The following is a 20,321-nucleotide window of genomic DNA, read 5'->3' on the forward strand; positions in this document are numbered from 1 at the left end:
CTCAATAAAAATAAGGGCTGTACGCCTATACAGCAGTTTTATTTTGGGCAAAAAAAAGCTGCTCAAGACAAGTCTGAACAGCTTTTACTTTTAAAACAGTCTTTTAGGCAGATTAAGCAGAGGCAGGAGCCTGCGCTTCTGGCTGATTGACCGGAGAAATTTGCAATGACTGAATTGGGTTCTCAGATTTATTTGAAAGCTCAACCAACCGGTTTAACTGCCCTAATGACAGCATCATTGAGTAGGCAGCACCTAAATAACCCGCTTTGTGCATCGCCAATACTTTATCGTCGTCAAGCTCTAATAAACGCTTTTCATTGATTGATAAAATACCTGTTACATTGCGAACTTGGCTTGACTTATAGTTTACTCGAATCTGAATTTCTTCAAGTAAATCAAGCTCTTTAAGCTGCTTAATAAAGCGCTGATTTTGTACTTCGCTGTTGGCAAGCTCGGCTAAAAACTGCTGGCGATTTTTCAAAAACTCAGAGGCCTCACCGGCTTCAGTGAAAAGCGCTTCACCGCCGTCAGCTTCTTTTGACAGCATATCGCTGTTTTCGTCAATAAACACGCCAAGCTTCTCGCCGTCAGGGCGGATATCAAAGGGATAGCGCTGTATGTTCAATGGAACGTGAGGTCCTTGCCACTTTTCGTCAGCAAAAAATAGGTTACTGCCTTGCTCTAAGCCAAGCATCGCGACCGTGTGCACGTTCTTTGTATTCGGATCTTCAATAAATACCAATGGCATTGAGCCAGAGAGCTGAGCAAATTCCCTAATTGTTGCCGCAGCGAGGTGAGTTTTAGCGGCGTATGCAAAATCCACCTTTGGCGTGACTTTAAGGTCACTGTGCTTGTCTTTGTCAAGCGGTATATAGTTAATGGCCATTTAATTACTTCTCTTGATTATTTTTATATGGCTAGCGAGGTCAATGCCCATGCTAGACGCTTAAATTTACTAGCGTCATCCATCACACGCTAGCTGAAAAAACCCACGCATTATGAAACAAAGTGCAGCGGATGTCACCCGTTAAGGGCTATTTTGCGGCCGTGATTGCGCGTGCAAAAGCAGCCATTATTGATGAAATTGATAGGACAATTAAAAGCCGATTGCGTATAGTGAGAAATAACAGATACTTACCGTGCATTGGCCTAATCTACTCTATCTACAACAGATATGGGATTAATGGCGCAGATTACAATGAGGAACATCCATGAGCGTTTTGCAAAACATCTCTTCTAACACGCCCAACACCGCTACCACTAAACCTAAAATGCTTTGTATTAGCTTGGGTATGAGCCTATTTTTAGGTGCCTGCGCGCACTCTGGCTCGCAAGCGCCGGAAAGTCTTGAACAACGTGCACAGCGCCTCGTTAAAGAAAACATTATTGTAGACGGACACATCGACGTACCCTATCGTGTTGAAAAAGCTTGGGTAGACGTTACCAAGGCTACCGACGGTGGCGATTTTGATTATCCAAGAGCCGTTGCCGGCGGTCTTGATGCGCCTTTCATGTCGATATACGTGCCCGCGAGCCTCGATAATTCGCCGGCATCCACCGCACTTGCCCACGACCTTATTGATTCTGTTGAAGCCATCGTTGGCAGAGCACCCGATAAATTTGCGCTCGCCTATAGTGTCTCCGATGTTGAAGAAAATTTTAAGAAGGGCTTGATATCACTCCCAATGGGCATGGAAAACGGCTCACCTGTGCAAGGCTCCTTAGATACGCTGAACACTTTTTATGAAAGAGGTATCCGCTACATTACGCTAGCACATTCCCAATCCAACCATATCAGTGACTCATCTTATGATTTAAGACGCCAGTGGAAGGGACTCAGTCCTTTTGGCAAAGAAATGGTCGCGCATATGAATCGTCTTGGCATTATTGTAGATATCTCGCATGTGTCAGATGCCGCTTTTTATCAGTCAGTGGAAATAAGTCGTGCGCCGGTTATCGCGTCGCACTCGTCGCTTAGGCGCTTTACACCCGGATTTGAACGCAACATGAGCGACGACATGATCAAGGCGCTAGCTGAAAACGGCGGCGTCATTATGATTAACTTCGGCTCGGGCTTTGTTAGTCCATTGGCAAGAAGCTGGCGCGATAAACTCTCAGAGCAGCGCCAATCACTGATAAGTCAGTACGGCGAGGACAGCCCTGAGCTTGAAGAATTCAACCAAAAATATGCAAAACAAAATCCTTATCCTTTTGCCGATTTAAACATGGTGCTAGACCACATCGACTATGTACGCGACCTAGTCGGTATTGACTACATCGGTATCGGTTCAGACTACGACGGTGTGGGTGACTCACTGCCTGTGGGGCTAAAAGATGTATCGAGCTTTCCTAATTTAGTTGAGGGTTTATTATCGCGGGGATACAGCGAAGCGGATATTAAAAAAATCCTCAATGAAAACGTATTGCGCGTATGGCGTGAGGTCGAGCGCGTGGCGGCTTCCAGCTAACGCATTGTAAACCGACACAAACGCTTGCGCCAATTGCGCTTCTTGCCGCACTTGAATCAGGCAGTATTACAGTTTATTCTGCATGTGAGGTCGAACTTAGCGATTCGCTTTGCTTCATGCAGCGCGTTTCAAAACAGGAAGGTTGCTAATGTGCTTCGGTCTCAGTACTGCCGTGCGCACCTCGGTGTACGGCGCTGTGTATAACAAACGAGAGAATACCAAGGATGAAAACACTGATTCAAACTGTAATAGCGCTTATGCTATTTACCTGCACCACCAGCTTTGCTTTGAGCAAAGCAGCCCCAATTGATTTTGCACAATTAAATCAATACTCAAATGCCCAGCTGTCTCCAGATGGCACCAAGCTCAGCGTTCGCATACAAGTTGACCAGCGCTGGCGTTTAGCAATATTCGATATAAATACCTTCGACACCATTGGCGGTGCCAACTTAGGTGGTAATATATCTGTTGGAGACTATTATTGGGCGAATAACGAGCGCCTCGTGATTGAAATGGTGATCCATGAACCGTGGTTAGACCAACCGGTATTTAGAGGCGAGCTATTTGCGGTTGATTACGACGGAACTGGCGGTGAAGTCATTTACGGATATAGAGCGGGGGAGCAGCAAACAGGCTCGCGCATGCGTAAAAAGGAATCCGTAGTCGGTTGGGGTCAGGTGCTTAACTTACTTCCGAACGATGAAAAACACATTTTGATATCGTCTACGCCGGCAAGTAAAAATCGCGGCGCAATCCCAACTGTACATAAACTTAACATCGTTACCGGTGTTATGAGCAAAGCGTTGACCTACGCGCCAATCCCTTACACACGCTTTGTTACTTCAAAAGAAGGCGAGCTGTTATTTGCAACCGGCGTTGATAAAAATGAAGATAGAAAAAGTTACCGCTATGTTGACGGCGACTGGCAAGAGTTTATTCAGGGCAAAAGCGATAGTTTTACCCCTTTGATTACCGACGATGCGCAAACTAAGCTCTACTATCTTGATCGTGAAGACGGCGATAAACTTGGCCTTTATTCAAAAGAATATGCCAACGGTAAAGTCAGCAAGGTGTACTCTGACGCAGTTGTGGATATTACCGACATTGTGCTTAGCAGCGACCGCTCAAGTGCTTACGCAATAAGAGTGGACGATGGTTATCCTGCTTACATGATGTTTAATACCGGCTCTGAAGAGGCGGCCATGTACAAAAGCATGATTGCTACCTTCCCTGGCTACGTAGTCAACATTACCAGTCGCTCAGACGATGGACGTCTTTGGTTAATTCACACAGAAAATGACATCTCACCGGGTAGCTATTATCTGTACGACAAAAAAGTAAACAAGCTTCAACCACTGTTTAGCAATATGTCGCATATTGAACAGGCTATATTATCTGAAAAAACGCCATTTTCTTTTGCTGCCAGCGACGGTATGACAATACATGGCTATGTGACCTATCCTGTGACGCTTAAAGAAGGCGAGAGCGCACCGCTAGTTACCCTCGTCCATGGAGGTCCGCATGGCCCAAGAGATTGGTGGGAGTTTGACAGAGAAGTACAGATGCTTGCAGCAAATGGGTATGCCGTTGCGCAGGTTAACTTTAGAGGTTCTGGCGGATACGGTGAAGCGTTTGAAGCTGCTGGGTATAAACAGTGGGGCGATCGCATTCAAAAAGACATCATTGAGGGAACCGAGCACATAATCGCCCAAGGCAAAGTGAAAAAAGACAAGGTTTGCATCATGGGCGCAAGCTTTGGCGGCTACTCTGCGGTGATGTCGGCAAGCATGGCTCCCGACTTATTCAAGTGCGCTATCGCAAACGCGGGTGTATATGATTTGGAGCTATTGTATTCTGAAGGTGACATCAAAGATTTGCTGTGGGGAACAAAATACCTAGAGCGCGCGGTTGGAAAGGACGAAGCGCAGCTCAAAGAATTCTCACCGGTTAATCGAGTGGCAAGCATTAAAGCGCCGGTCCTAATTGCTCACGGTGAAAAAGACAGGAGAGTGCCCTTTGAGCACGCAGAAGCGCTTAGAAAAGCCTTGCGAGAGAATAACAAACCTTATAAATGGTTTGTAAAACCTGCAGAAACCCATGGCTTTTTTGATGTGGAAAATCGTACTGAATATTTTGAAGAGGTATTGAGTTTCTTAGACGCCAATCTATAAATAACCCGAACGCTGTTTAAGTAGATTAGGACGGACGCCATGGCGTCCGTCTTACTATATCAATACACCCCTAATCCATTCACCCTAGTGGTTTAGACTGTGCTGCTCTAAAAAATAGCTCAATACAGACAGCATGTTAGCATGCAGTGGGTTTGCCTTTGGCACTGCGCAGCGCTCAGATGCGTTGACCTTTGACTTATCGAATTTCATTTCAATGACTTGCGTCGCACTAATAACAAGATCGGCATGACAAACATCAAATTCTTCATCGATTTTAAACTGCGCATGCTCCCCTCTCACCCGACTTAACAAGTCTTCTATACCAGAAAACAGCGTTGTAGTGTCGGCCATAGAATGCGCAACAAAAATAGGTTTTTCGAGTTCAAATTCCTGTTGAGGGCTTTTTAATATCTCTCGTATATCTTTTATCACGTCCATCAACACCAAGCCCGAATAGCTTGCCACCTTTGGATATTTATAAGGGTTCGGCCCATCGGTTTGGTATTCTCCGTCAAGCCATTTTGCTAGCGTTTTTATGCCCCATATTTTAGACATCGTTTCAGCGCTAGCGCTCAACTCCAAAGCACCTGAAAACAAAAGCAGTCCGTCAATTTCATCAGGGTTTAGCAGTGTATAGCGCGTTGCAAAGGCTCCACCAGTAGAGAATCCACCAACAAATACTTTCTCATGGGTAGACGCTGCCAGTGCCATTATTTTATCAGCATGTTCATACCACCGTTCTTGCAGCTTTGTATCTTGCATATCAGCGTCGGCATTTAGCTTACCGTGACCTGGCGTGAGGGGCGCAATCACATTGTATCCCTGAGTATGCAAATGTTGGGCGATAGAACTCACAAAAAATGGCGAATCACTCAAACCATGAAATAGAACCACCGTAGCTTTTGCATCTGGGCTCAAAAGGGCATATGGCGCATTGCCCTGATTGCGTAGTTTATCTGAACATACTTTTACATCTGCTGCTAAGGTGCTGCGTTTTTCACTCATGCAAGGCACCAACGGCCCTAACTCTGGCGAATAAATCTCGACAAAGGCTTGCTCTACTTGCATTTGCTTGGCGAGTGCCGCGGCATTTTTGCTAAGCGCATCGGTGATCACCCTTGAAGGCTGTCTGGCTTCTGTTGCCGCATTCGCCTGTGCGAAGCTTTGCCCTGTGCAGAGCAGAAACGTGCATGCTAAGGCGCTCGTAAAGAGCGCCTGTCGGTAGGCATGCTTACGCAAAGTAGGCTTCCAAGTCATCACTTCCGCCAATATGCTTACCGCCAATAAATACTTGGGGCACCGTCTCGCGACCGGTCACTGCTTTTAACGACGCTAAGCTGGCGTCTTTACCCAATACAATTTCTTCGTAATCAAAGCCCTTTTCAGTGAGTAAAGCTTTTGCTTTTGCACAAAACGGGCAACCGGGCTTTGTAAATAGAGAGACTTCTTCAGGCGCTTTGGCACTTGGGTCTAAATACGCAAGCATAGTGTCAGCATCTGATACTTCAAACGGGTCGCCAGGCACATTAGGTTCAATGAACATTTTTTCAATCACGCCATTGTTTACTAACATGGAATAACGCCATGAACGCTTTCCAAAACCTAAGTCTTGCTTATCAACTAACATACCCATTGCTTCGGTAAACTCGCCGTTTCCATCGGGAACTACGGTAATGTTTTCTGCCTCTTGGTCGGCCAACCACGCATTCATAACAAAAGTATCATTAACCGACACACAGCAAATTTCATCTACGCCCATCTTTTTAAAAACGCCCGCCAGCTGATTAAATCTCGGTAGATGCGTAGACGAGCACGTTGGCGTAAACGCGCCGGGTAGAGAGAACACAACCACTTTTTTGTTTTCAAATATGTCTTTACTATTCAGGGTCTTCCATTCATCACCAACGCGAGTTGGCCAACTTACATTTGGAATAGTTTTACCTTCCTGACTCTTCAATTCGATAGTTTCGCTCATGTTTTTCTCACTCTTTCAGTTAAATATAGATATACATACATATTAATAGGTATGAATAGATACGCTAGTTGGATTGCAATTATTTGTTAGTCTTTAGCTCATATAGTCATTATTGCATGAATAGCAACACTTTGGCTCACTTAAGTAGTGTTGCAGATTAACGAGCCATAGGAGTCATTATGATCATTTTAGTAGGCGGAGAGAAAGGCGGCAGCGGAAAAAGCTGTTTAGCTCAAAACTTGGCAGTGCATTTAGTTGCTGAACAAAAGGCATCCCTGTTGATGGTTGATTGCGACCCACAGCGCACCACGTCAGACTGGATACAGGAACGTAACAGCCAGCCACAGCTAGCAAGCATTAACTGCGTGCAGCTTTACGGCAAAATCCGCAATGAACTCATGAGCTTTGAACAGCATTACGATTACGTCATCGTAGACTGCGGTGGGCAAGACAACCTCGCGCTGCGTTCTTCGCTTTCGGTTGCAGACTTAGCCCTGTTGCCTTTGCGCCCGAAACGCCGCGATTTAAAAACCGTTGTGCACATGGAAGACCTGCTAAGCACATGCCGCATGGTCAATCCTAAAATGCATGCTAGCTTTATCATCACCCAGTGTCCGTCGCTGCCCAACCAAGCGAACCGCATTCTTGAAGCAAAAGAAGTGTGTAGCTCGTTTGGCATTAATACCTTAGATGCAGTGACCTACGCTCGAAACATTTACGACGACAGCGAAGAAGATGGTTTGTCGGTCATTGAACGCGAACCGAATGGCAAGGCGGCTAATGAATTGCGTCAAGTCTTTAATGAATTAATTGTATCAGCAGGAGCGCAAGCAAATGAGCCTACGAGACCTCAAAAAGTCTACGCCATTAAGTAGTGATGGCGTGAGCGCCGCCGATATAGACAGCTTTATCGAAGGCGCTCACACTTATGCTTACGGCATACAACGCAAAGCATGCACTACTGAAGATGGTGGTAAGACAAAAAACGCGACGTTTTCACTGACTGCACAGAGTCATCACGAACTGATGACCATAAGCAAGCGCACTGGTGTCTGCAAGTCTCGCTTACTGCGTATTTTGATTCATGACCAGTATTATAGCGACGATCAATGGCTGTATAATCAAGCCATAAAATAGCATTGAAGAGCACCGCGGCAGTGGTCAATAGCGATACCAGCCGTCACAAAGCTACTCACGCACAACAAAATACGCAAAACAAAAACGGGGCATCGCCCCGTTTTGTTTATTTTTATAGTTGGTTTTTGTACTTGGTTTTTACGCTTGGTTTTTATGCTTGGTTTTTTAGGTCGTCTAAGCGGTATTTATCAATCAGCGAGTACAATGTGGGTCTTGTGACGCCTAGCAGCTCAGCGGCCTTTGAAATATTTTGCTCTGCCTGATGATACGCGTTACGGATAGCTTTACTCTCGGCTATTTCGCGCACCTCTCTGAGGTTAAACACACGCTCTTCTGTCTCATCTTCCGTGACAAACAAACCCAAATCGTCTGCCTGCACGAGCGAGCCCTCAGCGAGCACCACTGCAGATTTAAGTTTGTTTTGGAGCTCTCTTATATTGCCCGGCCATTTATGGCTTAGCATGGCGCTTAACGCGTCCTCACTGAAACCTTTAACTTTGGCTGAGTATTCTTCTCGATACTGATTCAGAAATGTTTTTGCTAACAGCACCACATCATCGTCACGGTCGCGCAAGGGTGGGATCAATATGCTAATTTCGCCAATTCGGTAGTATAAGTCTTCTCGAAAGGTTTCGCCGCTCACCATACTTTGCAAATCGCGGTGGGTTGCGCATATCACGCGCACATCAACGGCTATTTCGCTGCGACCACCTACCCGTTCAATCACCCGCTCTTGTAAAAAGCGCAGCATTTTGGCCTGCAGACCAAGCGGCATATCTCCTATCTCATCTAAAAATAAAGTGCCGCCCTGTGCAGTTTCAATCTTACCCAATGTGGTTTTATTCGCGCCGGTAAACGCGCCTTTCTCATAACCAAACAATTCGCTTTCTAGAAGATTCTCGGGGATGGATGCGCAGTTAATAGCAACAAAAGGCTTGTCGGCACGTGCACTATGCTCATGGATGCTGCGTGCAAACACTTCTTTGCCGGTCCCGCTTTCGCCTAATAGCAATACGCTGATATCGGTTTGTGCAATTTTTTCTGCTTTGCGGCTTGCGCCTTGAATCGCGCTGCTATTGCCCACAATCCGCCCCATCGCCGTGTTGGTGCGTGATAACATGAGATTTTCATGCTCAAGGTTCGCAAGGTTAATCGCACGATGGATAATCAAATTAATGGTGTCGGTATCAATAGGCTTTTGGTAATAATCGTAGGCGCCAAGGGCAATGGCTTTTAAGGCGTGCTCTTTGTCATCATTTCCGGTTACCACAATGACTTTGGTACTGGGCGCAAGACTGAGTATTTCTTTAAGGGCTAACAAGCCCTCAGAGGCGTTCGCTGGGTCGGGAGGTAGACCCAAATCAAGGGTGACCACGCTGGGTTCAAAACGCCTCAATTGGGTAATAGCGGAGGGACGGTCGGCGGCAAACACGACGTCAACACCGCTTAATGCCCATTTCAATTGCTTTTGAATACCCAAATCATCATCAACAACTAATATCTTATCCACGTACTCTTAATCCTTTCCATTAATCGGCAAACGAACAATAAACTCGGTACCCTTGCCCACTTCACTATCTACCATAATGTCGCCGCCACATTCATCTATGAATTGTTTGGCATCGTATGCACCGATACCCATGCCGGCGTTCCCTTTAGTGGTATCAAAGGGTTTGAACAAGCGCTGCTGAATAAACGCCTGACTCATCCCTGTACCATCGTCTTTAATCCTAATTTGAGCCCATTCGCTATCTTCAGCCTCAACGCTAAGCTCTACCTGCCCACTCTCTGTGGTAGCCTGCTGTGCGTTATTGATAAGATGATACATGACATTGAGAAATTTATCGGTATCAATTTTAATTTCCAGCGCTTGATGACTTTTTAAGCGGGGGTGCGGTAGCTGCGCGCAGCATTTTTGCTCAATCAACTCGGCAATTGCAGCTACAATATCTAAGCGCTGCAAGCTCTGCTTGGCTTCAACTTTTTTGTTAGTGAGCTGCTTGAGCATCTTATCCATTCGTTCTTGGGTGTATTCTAAGGTTTCAAAAGTATCCTCAATAAATTCAGGGTTTGATTTATGCTGTTGGGCGTTCGACAAAATCAGATTGATTTGGGCAAGTACGTTTTTCAGGTCGTGCACAACAAAAGCCGACATACGATTAAATGCCGCAAACTGCGCATTTTCGGCCAATGCTTTTGAACTCTCCCCATGAAAAATAAAATTCGCAATCTGGTCGCTTAACGCACCTAAATAGTCTCTTAGTTCCCAATTTAAGCTACGTTTATCCGGTTCAAGCGCACGCATCAATACCAGCCCCCAAAGTGAGTCATGCTGGTAAATCGGTACGGCTAATTGATAGGGGAAACTGCGCATAAGCGTTTCGCGCTGTGTTAAATCCTCATATAGGCCAGGTTGAGCACGCAATTCATCAAAGTCTATAATCCAATGCTTGTGCCGGCAAAAACTCAGCACCGGCGCAATGTCTTTTAGCAGGCTCTCGGTATTAACAATCAGCTCCCCTTCTGTGAGCGCGACAATCTCACTGCGCTCGCCTTTAACCTTGAGTAGGCAACCTTGCGCATAACCAATGCCGGCGAGGTAGGCGTCAAGTGCTGTTTGATATACGCTATCTGAGGTTTGGTCGACCGCCGATAAACGTTTTGTGAGGTTAAGCCACTCCGCTCGGTAGTCAAATTGATTGGCATAAAAATGCTTAGTGATGAACACTTTGATGCTGTTTCGAAACTGGTGCGACATAAACAAACTGATTAGCAGCACCAAAGACACCACCACGAGCGCCATCTGCAATGGCAAGCTCCAGCTACCGCCTAAATATTTAACGACGTAACCCAACAGCGCCATCGCCATCAAATAAAGACCGGCTACCAGTAAAAGGGTGCTGTGCAGCACCACCTCACGACTCACAAAAATATCAATGCCCCAATGCTGTATGCGCCGAATGGCAAGTACTAAAAATGGCATAAGTGCGAGGTAGATATAGCCACGAGCCGCAAAAAAATTCCAGCTTAGTTGATTGACCATGGTGGCATTGGCATAGGTAACAAAATCGAAAAGACTTAAGGCGCCTAAATAAAGTACCAAGGGCTTAAATGCCCATTTTTCCTTATCAGCCTGACGATACACCACTTCAAGTAATACAAGCGCCTGCAGCGCTGATAGCGTATGCAGGCTAAATTGCCAGGTACTAGGCAACCACACAAACAAAGAGGTAAGCAGCACTGCACTTGGCAGCAGCATAATGGCGAGGGTTTCAGGTCGGCCAACGAAACTAAAGAAGCTAGTAAACTGATTGCGCAAGCAAGCGGCGATAAACAACATCCAGACCCATTGGCGAATTGCATCATACTTGAGGAGGTTTTCTTGCCCGAGCGCTAAATTTAACACGCCTAAATGCACAGCCGACCACAATACCGTAGTAAGGGTAGCAAAAATCAAAAGATACTTGGCCATGCCAGCCTTACGCACAGCAAACAACATGAGCAGCAGGAGCAGATATGCCGCTGCGCTTAAGCCATAGCCTAGATTGAAGAACAAACGGCGCTACCTTTTCTGAACGAGCAAACTACCAATTGAGTAGCCAGCACCAAAGGAACATAGCAATCCGTAGTCGCCTTTCTGCAAATCTTCATGATGCAAAGCAAATGCGATTACCGACCCAGCCGAGGCGGTATTTGCATAAGTGTCTAGTACAATCGGTGCCTCTTCTGCGCTTGCCTCTCGGCCCAAGAGCTTTTTACTTATTAGCGAGTTCATATTGATATTCGCTTGGTGCAACCACCATCGTTTAAGATCATTCGGCTCAAGGTTGTGCGAAGCTAAGTGCTCGGTTATGTGAGCAGCCGCCATTGGGCAGACTTCTTTAAACACTTTGCGGCCCTCCTGATGAAAAAGCTTATCAGGACCGTAAGGGTCTGCGTCGGTGGCGTGCGTAACATACCCAAAGTTTGAGCGTATGTTGTTTGAGTATTTAGTCACCGCCTTGGTGCTTAGTAAGTCAAATCCATGACCGGGAGCTGCGGTTTTGTCAGACTCAATGATTGTTGCCGTGGCTACATCGCCAAATATAAAATGACTGTCTCGGTCGGTATAGTTGATTTGAGGCGATACTAATTCAGGATTGATGACTAACACCGCGCGCGCTGTGCCCGCCGCTACCATTTCATAAGCTCTATGCATGCCAAACGTGGCAGCTGAGCACGCCACTAGCATGTCAAAACCAAAGCCTTCAATTCCGAGTGCTTCTTGCACTTCAATGGCAATCGCCGGATAAGAACGCTGCGTGTAAGCACAAGATACAATCACCGCGTCGATATCTGCAGCCGCTTTGCCCGCGTTAGCCATTGCTTTTTTCGCCGCTTCCACAGCAATTTCGGCCTGCTGACACAGTTCATCATCAGCGCGTTCCTCAAGAACAGGGCGCATCCGATGAATGTCTAGCACGCCTTCTTTTGCATAAATATATCGGCTTTTTATGCCTGACGCCTTCTCTACAAAATCGGCACTGGAGTGAGGTTTGGCAGCGAGTGTGCCCGCTTCGATTTCGCTTGCATGCGTTTCGTTATAATAGTCAGCATAAGCATTATACGAATCGATGAGCTCAACATTAGAAATGCTATGGCTTGGCGTCCATAAACCAACGCCGCTCAAAATTACTTTAGTTTGCATCATGTGTCCTGATTGCGTGTTTCGCAGATTTGCTAATACTAGAGCGAGATAGCTGATACTTCAATAACTTATGTTAGCAGATACGCTTTAATGCTGGGGGCTGGCTTTTGCCGTGTAAAGCATATATCCAAGCAAAAGAGACTAGGGTCTGTTGAGCTTTGTTACAAGTCGGCTCTCGGTTGCGGAAGCAGTTTGGCAATGATGGTCGCGACCTTGCGAAATAGCTGCATGCGCGTTGTACCTACACGCCACGTTAAACCTATTTCTCGATAGGCGTCGTCTTCCGCCGGCATTGCCACAACATCCGTGCCGCTTAGCACGCCTTGATCAAGGGCCATTTCAGGCATAAAAGAAAAGCCCATCTTGCTGTTAACTAATGCAACCAAGGTATGCAAGCTACTGGCGGTTAACGAACTTACTTGCGCTTTATGTGCAAGACCGCACGCACTTACCGCGTGTTCGGTCAAGCAGTGTTCTTTTTGCAACAAAAAAATGCTGTCGTTTGGCAGACTATCAATAGAGAAGCTCGAAGCGAGCTCGTTTTTACGACTTTCATGGGCAACTAAGTGAAAAGGGTCTTTGCCAAGCGAGAGCTGCTTGCAGCCTGGGGTCTTCATAGGTAGGGCTAGTAGGAGCAAATCCACTTCACCGTCGCTAAGCTTAGTTAAAAGATTATCGGTGGTGTCTTCCATTAACTGCAAATGCAGCTTCGGCAGATGTTGATGAACCGCGGTAATAATGGACTCAAACATAAATGGCGCGATGGTAGGAATCACGCCTAGCTTAAGCACTCCCGACTGCCAGTCGCCAGAGGACTCAGCAAAGTTCGTCCAATCTTGAGCGTGAGCAAGTAATTGCTTTGAACGGTCAACTAAATCCTCACCAAAGTCGGTAAACACGAATGTCTTGTGCTCCCGCTCTAGCAACTGCTGACCGATGTTTTCTTCAAGGTTTTGAATAGCAGTGCTTAAGGTTGACTGACTCACGTTGCACTTTTGCGCAGCTTTAGCAAAGTGCTGCTCTTTGTGCAGCACCGTGAGATAGTACAGATGTTTAAGGTTGGGAAATCGCACGCGCTATACGCCGAATATCGCCCTTAAGATAAAGAAGAACAGGATGGAGAAGCCTGCACCTGCTGGCAAAGTAACCACCCAAGACACTACAATGTTACGTATCACTTTACCGTTAAGCGCGGCCACACCTTGCACAATTCCCACACCTAAAACGGCCCCAACAAGGGTTTGCGTGGTAGAAATGGGAAGGCCAGTGCCAGATGCAATCAATACGGTAGTTGCTGCAGCAAGCTCGGCTGCAAAGCCGCGGCTAGGCGTCAAATGCGTAATGCCCGAGCCAATGGTTTTCATCACGCGGTGACCAAAAAGCGCAAGGCCGGCAACAATACCAAAACCGCCCAGCGGCAAAATCCACCATGCTAATGGCGAATTCTCTAAGATAACGCCATCGTTCGATACCACACTTACCACCGCCGCCAAAGGACCAATGGCGTTAGCCACATCATTAGAGCCATGCGCAAACGCCATGCAGCAAGCTGTGAGTACCATCAAGACGGCAAACACTTTCTCTACTTTAAGCTGTTGATCTTCTACCGACAGATGGGCGAAGGTTGCTTTCTCGCCGTTTTTACGGTTGTTCACCTTACGAATAATGATCGCGCCGATAATGGCAACAGTCACACCGATGGCTATCGCCAAGGCATAGCCTTGCGCCGCAGGTAGACCTAAGCCAACATGTTTCAAGCCCTTTTTAATCGTAACCAAAGACATAATAAAGCCCGCCATTCCCATATAAATAGGAACATAGCGGATAGCTTGTGAAAGAGGGTTTTCTTTATCAAAAATAAGGCGTTTAGCACTTAAAAAGATAAGCACGGCAACCAAGCCAGATATCGCAGGAGTCACCACCCAACTGCCTACGATGCCGCCAATTTTCAGCCATTCTACCGCTTCGGTGCTAACGCCAACCGCCGTAAAGCCCACAATCGCGCCAATAATTGAATGCGTCGTCGAGACTGGCCAGCCATAAAACGAAGCAATCACCAGCCACACACCGGCTGCTAGCAGCGACGCTATCATGCCTAATACGAGTAATTCTGGAACGTTTGAGAAGTAACCGGCATCAATGATGCCTTTGCGTATGGTGGAAGTTACCTCCCCGCCGGCAAGATAGGCGCCAGCAAATTCAAACACCATCGCGATCAGTATAGCTTGCTTTAGCGTAATGGCTTTAGAGCCAACCGAGGTACCCATTGCGTTGGCAACATCGTTTGCACCAATGCCCCAAGCCATAATAAAACCAAAAGTAGCCGCGAGTACAACCAGTATGAGGCTATAACTTTCAAAAATTTCCATTGGGGAGTTTGCCTATCGTGTAGAAGTCAGTGTTGGCTTTTATGCTGGCAAAAATATATCTGTATTTCAAAACGGGTGCAACCGCAGAGCCATTATAAAATGTATTTTCAGATGCTGAATCCTTTAAGTATCTCTTATTTCAGTAATTTTTTAACTGTTTTTTTCATTGATGCACTGTTCATATCACGACCATAGGTAAGGTAGATCACATACTCACAAATATTTTTGCAGCGATCGCCTATTCTCTCAAATGCGCGAATAGCCCAAAGGACATCCATCCATTGATTTATTTCACTGGGATTTAGCTGGATCTCTGCAGCCGTTTGTTCCAATACCTTTTTATATACCCGGTCAATGTCTTTATCTAGCTGGTGAGCAAGAATAGCGGCCTTATCGTCTTGTCTTGCAAAGGCATCGAAGGTAGCTCGCATCATTGTGACATTTCGGTTACCAATATCTAGCATGCCGCTGAATACTAAATCTGAGTCGGGGATTTTGTTTAAGGTTACCAGACGCGCAACTCGAGCAATTTCATCGCCCATTCGCTCAAGATCGGTGGCCGTTTTCGACACCGTCATGATCAAGCGTAAGTCGCCAGCGGTAGGGTTTCGTTTGGCAATAATCCGCATACATTCTTGCTCAACCTGCGTTTCCATTATATCGACTTTGCTGTCATTCAATGCCACGCGCTCGGCGAGGCTAGGGGCTTTTTCCTTCAAGGCAACAAGCGTGTTAACCAATTGCTGTTCTATCACTCCACCCATAGTGAGCACAGAGTGTTTTAAGCCTTCAAGCTCTTGGTTAAATTTTGCTGAGATGTGTGTATTAAGTTGGATTTGTCTTCGCATCATAATCTATGTTGCCTTAACCGTAGCGGCCAGTGATATAGTCTTCGGTTTGCTGCTTGGCCGGCATGGTAAACAAAGAATCACTATCAGAAAATTCAATTAATTCACCGCGATGCATAAACGCCGCATAATCAGAAACACGCGCAGCCTGCTGCATATTGTGCGTCACTATCACGAGCGTGCACTGTTTTTTCAATGCGTTTATTAACTCTTCAATATAGAGGGTTGTTAGGGGGTCGAGCGCCGAGGTAGGTTCATCTAACAACAGAATCGATGGCTCTAAAGCCAAGGCCCTCGCAATCATTAAGCGCTGTTGCTGCCCGCCCGACAGTAATAATGCCGAGTCATATAGCCGGTCTTTGACCTCTTCCCACAGTGCTGCATTTTTTAAGGCGCGCTCTACGCTATCATCGAGCTTACGCCGAGCCGTTTCGCCCTGAATTCGAAGCCCAAAACAAACGTTCTCGTAAATACTCATGGGAAAGGGATTAGGGCGTTGGAACACCATACCTATTTGCGTTCTAAGCATCGATACTCTTTCACGACGATCGTAGATATTGCGATCGTCTATCCATACCTCGCCACTGCATTGGTGATTGCGATTGAGTTCATTCATTCGATTGAAACTATTGAGCAGAGTTGTTTTTCCGCATCCGCTTTGCCCGATAATTGCGGTAATCTTGTTTTTTGGAATACGCAAATTAATATTATTGAGCACTAGCTTATTGTTCAGGTGTACGCATAAATCGCGCACGTCAATGCCGGTTTGCGCCGCGGATATTTCATCTACTGAAAGAATGTCTCGCTCAAATAACTTTAGCATGTAATGGCCTTACTACTTTGTGTGTGACTGAGCTTATTATGCTCTTTCATATTTATGACGCAGCCGGTGGCGAATTAATATCGCAGAAATATTCAATAAAAATACGATGATCAGCAGCAACATACAAGTTGCAAACATTAGTGAAGCCGACTGAGTTTGCGTTTGGTTGTGAAAAGCACCATCGTAAATAAACACGCCTAAATGCATAAACTGGCGCTCTAGGTGCACAAAGGGATACTCGCCATCAATAGGCAGGTTTGGCGCAAACTTCACCGCTCCAACCAATATAAGTGGCGCAACTTCCCCCGCCGCACGTGCAATTGCCAAGATGATGCCAGTTAACATACCAGGGCTTGCCATTGGCACAACCACCCGCATGATTGTCTCAAATTTTGTCGCTCCCAGCGCATAACTGCCGCTGCGCAATCCTTCTGGCACGCGCTGTAGGCCCTCTTCGGCTGAAACTATGACCACCGGCAATGTGAGTAAACCCATGGTTAAACTGGCCCATAGTAATCCGGGTGTCCCAAAAGTAGGAGACGGCAGCGCTTGCGGGTAAAACAGTTCATCAATGGAGCCGCCCATCGTATAAACAAAGAAGCCCAAACCAAACACCCCGTATACAACCGACGGGACCGCCGCCATATTACTGATGCCGATGCGGATAAGCTGCGTTGTTTTGTTTTCAGGCGCATATTCGTGTAAGTACACCGCGGCGATGATACCAAAGGGCGCCACTACCACCGCCATTAATATCACCATCAACACGGTGCCAAAAATGGCCGGAAATACGCCACCGGTTGTAGACGCTTGTTTGGGAGTGTCACTTACAAACTGCCAAATTTTAGTCAGCGTAAATCCAATTTTTTCGAGGCTGCTTAATTGATTGGGCTGATACAAAAAATCGAGTTCGTTGAGGCCAATATCAACAAGTGTGTTATCAGCTTTTTTAAAGCTTATTCGATACTGCTCAATTTGCCGATCGAGTTCGTTTGCGTGGTTTTGCCAGCGTATATACTCTTGCATCAAGGTTTTTCGCGCGGGTGTGTCGTTGCCCACGTCGGTATTGTCTAAGGTGGCAATCCGCCTATGCAGTTCGCGTAGCTTCCCCTGTTGCACTTCGGTCAGGTTACTTTGCAGCAAGTCTACGGTGTTTTGTAGGTTTGTGAGCTCACTGAGAGGTAAAAACGCTTCGTTAGCATTCAATAGCCCATAAAACTCACCAAAATATACGCGGCCACTTTTGCTCACCACCTGATACACCTGCTCTGCTAAGTGCACGTCTACTTGAGGCCTGCTTTGAGGCTCAGCTAAAAACTGTCCTTTGTATCTTTCATCAAACTCAGCTTGAAGGGCTGCGGCATCTCGTCCGCTGGCCTGATAAAACACTTCTTGCTCTGCGGTGGGGAAAGTCAAGGTCACTTTATAGGCCGCTTGAGGAAGAAAATACTGACTGCCCTTGACCGTAATAAAAGCGACCATCGCGACTAAAAATATGATCAAAATAGACGCACACAGCAATGCAAAGACCTCAAAGAGAGCCTGTTTGTAATTCATGTTGCGAGCACGGCTAAACACGCTTATCACCTTGAAGACGCTGTTTCATTAACGAGGCAACTGTATTGATAAAAAAGGTGAAGGCAAACAAAATAGCCGCTGTTAGAAATAAAATATGATAGTGCGCCGTGGCGCTGCTCGACTCTTGCAGTTCTATCGTGAGGTTAGACGTAAGTGAACGCAAACCTGAGAGTAAGTCCCAGTCTGCAATGGGAGTGTTGCCAGTTACCATAAGTACAATCATAGTCTCGCCAAATGCTCTGCCTAAACCAAGCATAATTGCTGAAATTATACTGGGTAGGGCCACCACCAATACAACCTTTAACAAAGTCTGCAGCTCCGTTGCGCCTAGGGCAAAAGCGGCCTGTTTGACGCCATCTGGCACTTCATAAAGCGCATCATCAACCAGCGAATAAATGGTAGGCGCCACCGCAACGCCTAGCGCCAGCGCCACCACAACGGTGGTTTTACTTAAGGTTAAGTCACTTAGTATCCCATCAGATGACCCCATCGCACTGCTATCTAAAACGCTTTGTAATGCAGTAAACCCGTGAAATACGCCCAGCATTAAAACCAAAAACGTGCTGGCGCTCATCACTAAATAGAAAGGCTGTATCTTAAGATAGATATCTGTTTGCTTTACCCAGCTGTGCAGTGCCGCTAGCGCGAAAATAACAAAAGGCAGACTAATCACCAATGCCAATAAAGCAAACAAAGAGCGTTCAGCGAACGGCGCCAACCAAACTGCCGCCACAAAACCGATAATGACTGACGGAATGGCCTCAATCATTTCGATACTGGGTTTAACTCGACTGCGCACCCTAGCAGACGCAAAATAAGCCGTGTAAATAGCGGCACCTAAAGACAAGGGAATGGCAACAAACAAAGCTAACACGGCGGCTTTTAAGCTACCGATAATTAAGGGGATGAGTGAATACTTAGCTTGGGCAAATTCGGCAGATTGACTGGTTTGCCAAATATACTGGGCACTTTGATACCCCGAGTACTGCACCTGTTCAAAAAGGCTTTTCCACGTTGTAATGCCTGCAGGGTTTTTAAGCTGATAAACGCTCAGCTTGTCTTCATAAACAACATATAGGGCTTGATTGTGCCAATGCATTTTTTGCGCAGAGCTTGCATGCTCAGAACTTGCACTCTCAGACCTTACAAGACTATGCTGATTAACCACTTCATTTGTTGCACTGTTAAAAATACGCAACGAATCGTCTGCCGTGCGCGCAATCGCCACCATGGTTTGGCGGTCAAAGGCCCACTCGAGTATTGCCGCATCTTCTGCATCCTCAATGGGGGAGACCTCAGATAGCAAAAAGCGTCCGTCGATATTGCTTGAGCGCCAAAGACGCGCACCATTTTGCTCAGACCAAATGTAGACGGTGCGCTGACTGGGAGACAGCAAAATAATCGGCTTGGCTGTATTAGCTGGAGACGCACCTTCTTCGCCTCGCGTATTTGCTTGGACTTTCGGCAGTGTTTGCAGTATTTCGCCTGCCTTATCTCGTAAGCTGTATGCTCCATCGTTTACAACAAGTACTTGAGCAAACCTAGGCAACACCTTTATATAGTCGGCGTCTTCAATAAGCAAAACCTCAGGTTCAACCAAGCGATTTAAGCTATGCCATATCACAACATGCTTACCTTGAGGGTCGCTCGCCTGCAGCACAATATTGTTGTTATAGCGATGCATTTGCCACGATAGAGACTTCACAGCATCCATAGAATTTGCGAACTTATCAATGGGCAGATTAAACGATGCGCGTAAATTGCGTTCAAGCGCTCCACTTAAATTGTTGATGCTATACAGCTCAACGAGGCCGTCTTCACGCAACATAGCGTAATCAGCAAGGTAATCGGTATCGCCGGGCATATCGATGAAGGCAGCGCCACAACTGTGATTAAAGCTTGCTTGCTCTTGCATGCCCTCTGAATAGGCATTGATAAGACTGGGATTAGCACCATTTGAAAATGGCGCAAGCGCATACAAGACCACTTTGCATTGAGAAAACGATAAACCGACGACTTCATCTCCCATCTGCTGAATTGAGCGCAGTGACGATGGCACGCTCAAAAAGTAGTCTTGTTTTAAGCTCAGTGTAGGGGTTTGCAGAAGCGGAAAAGCATTTTTTAATATATGCAAAATCAACAACATAAACATCGCAAGCACAGTTAAACCAAACAGCGTCACGACTTTGCTGGCAAAAGCGTCTACGCGGAGTCGTTTTTTATTTGTGCGCTCTTGCGGATTTGGTTGCATAGGGTCAGTTTTGA

At 46.4% G+C, this 20,321-nt stretch carries 16 protein-coding genes; 4 read left to right on the forward strand and 12 right to left on the reverse strand.

Annotated features, from left to right (window positions below):
* Positions 1 to 112: 112 nt before the first annotated feature.
* Positions 113 to 886: a SapC family protein gene (locus tag ACFO4O_RS09035; RefSeq protein WP_382407595.1), complete on the reverse strand. Its 774-nt coding sequence runs from the start codon at positions 884 to 886 to the stop codon at positions 113 to 115.
* Positions 887 to 1,292: 406 nt separating this feature from the next.
* Between ACFO4O_RS09035 and ACFO4O_RS09040 the strand changes: the two genes are divergently transcribed.
* Together ACFO4O_RS09040 and ACFO4O_RS09045 are read left to right on the forward strand one after the other, a co-directional pair.
* Entirely contained in the window at positions 1,293 to 2,468 is a 1,176-nt protein-coding gene (locus ACFO4O_RS09040) for a dipeptidase (protein WP_382408291.1), read from the forward strand.
* Between the two features lie 224 nt (positions 2,469 to 2,692).
* Positions 2,693 to 4,639 carry an alpha/beta hydrolase family protein gene (locus tag ACFO4O_RS09045; RefSeq protein WP_382407597.1) on the forward strand — a complete coding sequence of 649 codons (1,947 nt, stop codon included), beginning with the start codon at positions 2,693 to 2,695 and terminating at the stop codon, positions 4,637 to 4,639.
* Between the two features lie 84 nt (positions 4,640 to 4,723).
* Here the strand turns inward: ACFO4O_RS09045 and ACFO4O_RS09050 are convergent, their stop codons facing one another.
* Both ACFO4O_RS09050 and ACFO4O_RS09055 read right to left on the reverse strand, forming a co-directional pair.
* A complete protein-coding gene (locus ACFO4O_RS09050; protein WP_382407599.1) occupies positions 4,724 to 5,896 on the reverse strand; it encodes an alpha/beta hydrolase in 1,173 nt (390 codons plus the stop codon).
* Positions 5,871 to 6,614, reverse strand: coding sequence for a glutathione peroxidase (locus ACFO4O_RS09055; protein ID WP_382407601.1), 744 nt, complete (start codon positions 6,612 to 6,614; stop codon positions 5,871 to 5,873). Before ACFO4O_RS09055 ends, ACFO4O_RS09050 begins: the two co-directional genes overlap by 26 nt.
* Before the next feature lie 179 nt (positions 6,615 to 6,793).
* Between ACFO4O_RS09055 and ACFO4O_RS09060 the strand changes: the two genes are divergently transcribed.
* Both ACFO4O_RS09060 and ACFO4O_RS09065 read left to right on the forward strand, forming a co-directional pair.
* A complete protein-coding gene (locus ACFO4O_RS09060) occupies positions 6,794 to 7,489 on the forward strand; it encodes an AAA family ATPase (RefSeq protein ID WP_382407603.1) in 696 nt (231 codons plus the stop codon).
* A complete protein-coding gene (locus ACFO4O_RS09065; protein WP_382407605.1) occupies positions 7,449 to 7,751 on the forward strand; it encodes a hypothetical protein in 303 nt (100 codons plus the stop codon). Before ACFO4O_RS09060 ends, ACFO4O_RS09065 begins: the two co-directional genes overlap by 41 nt.
* A gap of 151 nt (positions 7,752 to 7,902) precedes the next feature.
* Here ACFO4O_RS09065 and prsR read toward each other — a convergent pair whose 3' ends face one another.
* The 9 genes from prsR to ACFO4O_RS09110 all read right to left on the reverse strand — a co-directional run bounded on the left by prsR (position 7,903) and on the right by ACFO4O_RS09110 (position 20,307).
* Positions 7,903 to 9,261 (reverse strand): PEP-CTERM-box response regulator transcription factor, encoded by a 1,359-nt coding sequence (gene prsR, locus ACFO4O_RS09070; RefSeq protein WP_382407607.1) that lies wholly within the window; start codon positions 9,259 to 9,261, stop codon positions 7,903 to 7,905.
* A gap of 6 nt (positions 9,262 to 9,267) precedes the next feature.
* Positions 9,268 to 11,307: an XrtA/PEP-CTERM system histidine kinase PrsK gene (gene prsK / locus ACFO4O_RS09075; RefSeq protein ID WP_382407609.1), complete on the reverse strand. Its 2,040-nt coding sequence runs from the start codon at positions 11,305 to 11,307 to the stop codon at positions 9,268 to 9,270.
* Positions 11,308 to 11,313: 6 nt separating this feature from the next.
* Positions 11,314 to 12,438: a beta-ketoacyl-ACP synthase III gene (locus ACFO4O_RS09080; RefSeq protein ID WP_382408293.1), complete on the reverse strand. Its 1,125-nt coding sequence runs from the start codon at positions 12,436 to 12,438 to the stop codon at positions 11,314 to 11,316.
* Positions 12,439 to 12,599: 161 nt separating this feature from the next.
* Positions 12,600 to 13,511 carry a hydrogen peroxide-inducible genes activator gene (locus ACFO4O_RS09085; protein WP_382407611.1) on the reverse strand — a complete coding sequence of 304 codons (912 nt, stop codon included), beginning with the start codon at positions 13,509 to 13,511 and terminating at the stop codon, positions 12,600 to 12,602.
* Between the two features lie 3 nt (positions 13,512 to 13,514).
* Positions 13,515 to 14,807, reverse strand: a complete 1,293-nt coding sequence (locus ACFO4O_RS09090) for an inorganic phosphate transporter (RefSeq protein WP_382407613.1) — start codon at positions 14,805 to 14,807, stop codon at positions 13,515 to 13,517.
* A gap of 134 nt (positions 14,808 to 14,941) precedes the next feature.
* Positions 14,942 to 15,655, reverse strand: coding sequence for a phosphate signaling complex protein PhoU (phoU, locus tag ACFO4O_RS09095; protein ID WP_382408295.1), 714 nt, complete (start codon positions 15,653 to 15,655; stop codon positions 14,942 to 14,944).
* Between the two features lie 16 nt (positions 15,656 to 15,671).
* Positions 15,672 to 16,478, reverse strand: a complete 807-nt coding sequence (pstB, locus tag ACFO4O_RS09100) for a phosphate ABC transporter ATP-binding protein PstB (RefSeq protein ID WP_382407615.1) — start codon at positions 16,476 to 16,478, stop codon at positions 15,672 to 15,674.
* A gap of 36 nt (positions 16,479 to 16,514) precedes the next feature.
* On the reverse strand, positions 16,515 to 18,035 hold the full coding sequence (gene pstA / locus ACFO4O_RS09105) for a phosphate ABC transporter permease PstA (protein WP_382407617.1): 1,521 nt from the start codon (positions 18,033 to 18,035) through the stop codon (positions 16,515 to 16,517).
* A 13-nt stretch (positions 18,036 to 18,048) separates the two neighbouring features.
* Positions 18,049 to 20,307, reverse strand: a complete 2,259-nt coding sequence (locus ACFO4O_RS09110) for an ABC transporter permease subunit (protein ID WP_382407619.1) — start codon at positions 20,305 to 20,307, stop codon at positions 18,049 to 18,051.
* Positions 20,308 to 20,321 lie beyond the last annotated feature (14 nt).

The sequence above is a fragment of the Glaciecola siphonariae genome (genome assembly GCF_042652645.1).
GTDB lineage: Bacteria > Pseudomonadota > Gammaproteobacteria > Enterobacterales > Alteromonadaceae > Glaciecola > Glaciecola siphonariae.

Bases quoted from the DNA above. Each gene is read 5' to 3' on its own strand.
- ACFO4O_RS09035 (WP_382407595.1), bottom strand. From the start codon at position 886: ATGGCCATTAACTATATACCGCTTGACAAAGACAAGCACAGTGACCTT.
- ACFO4O_RS09040 (WP_382408291.1), top strand. From the start codon at position 1,293: ATGAGCCTATTTTTAGGTGCCTGCGCGCACTCTGGCTCGCAAGCGCCG.
- ACFO4O_RS09045 (WP_382407597.1), top strand. From the start codon at position 2,693: ATGAAAACACTGATTCAAACTGTAATAGCGCTTATGCTATTTACCTGC.
- ACFO4O_RS09050 (WP_382407599.1), bottom strand. From the start codon at position 5,896: ATGACTTGGAAGCCTACTTTGCGTAAGCATGCCTACCGACAGGCGCTC.
- ACFO4O_RS09055 (WP_382407601.1), bottom strand. From the start codon at position 6,614: ATGAGCGAAACTATCGAATTGAAGAGTCAGGAAGGTAAAACTATTCCA.
- ACFO4O_RS09060 (WP_382407603.1), top strand. From the start codon at position 6,794: ATGATCATTTTAGTAGGCGGAGAGAAAGGCGGCAGCGGAAAAAGCTGT.
- ACFO4O_RS09065 (WP_382407605.1), top strand. From the start codon at position 7,449: ATGAGCCTACGAGACCTCAAAAAGTCTACGCCATTAAGTAGTGATGGC.
- ACFO4O_RS09080 (WP_382408293.1), bottom strand. From the start codon at position 12,438: ATGCAAACTAAAGTAATTTTGAGCGGCGTTGGTTTATGGACGCCAAGC.
- ACFO4O_RS09090 (WP_382407613.1), bottom strand. From the start codon at position 14,807: ATGGAAATTTTTGAAAGTTATAGCCTCATACTGGTTGTACTCGCGGCT.
- phoU (WP_382408295.1), bottom strand. From the start codon at position 15,655: ATGCGAAGACAAATCCAACTTAATACACACATCTCAGCAAAATTTAAC.
- pstB (WP_382407615.1), bottom strand. From the start codon at position 16,478: ATGCTAAAGTTATTTGAGCGAGACATTCTTTCAGTAGATGAAATATCC.
- pstA (WP_382407617.1), bottom strand. From the start codon at position 18,035: ATGAATTACAAACAGGCTCTCTTTGAGGTCTTTGCATTGCTGTGTGCG.
- ACFO4O_RS09110 (WP_382407619.1), bottom strand. From the start codon at position 20,307: ATGCAACCAAATCCGCAAGAGCGCACAAATAAAAAACGACTCCGCGTA.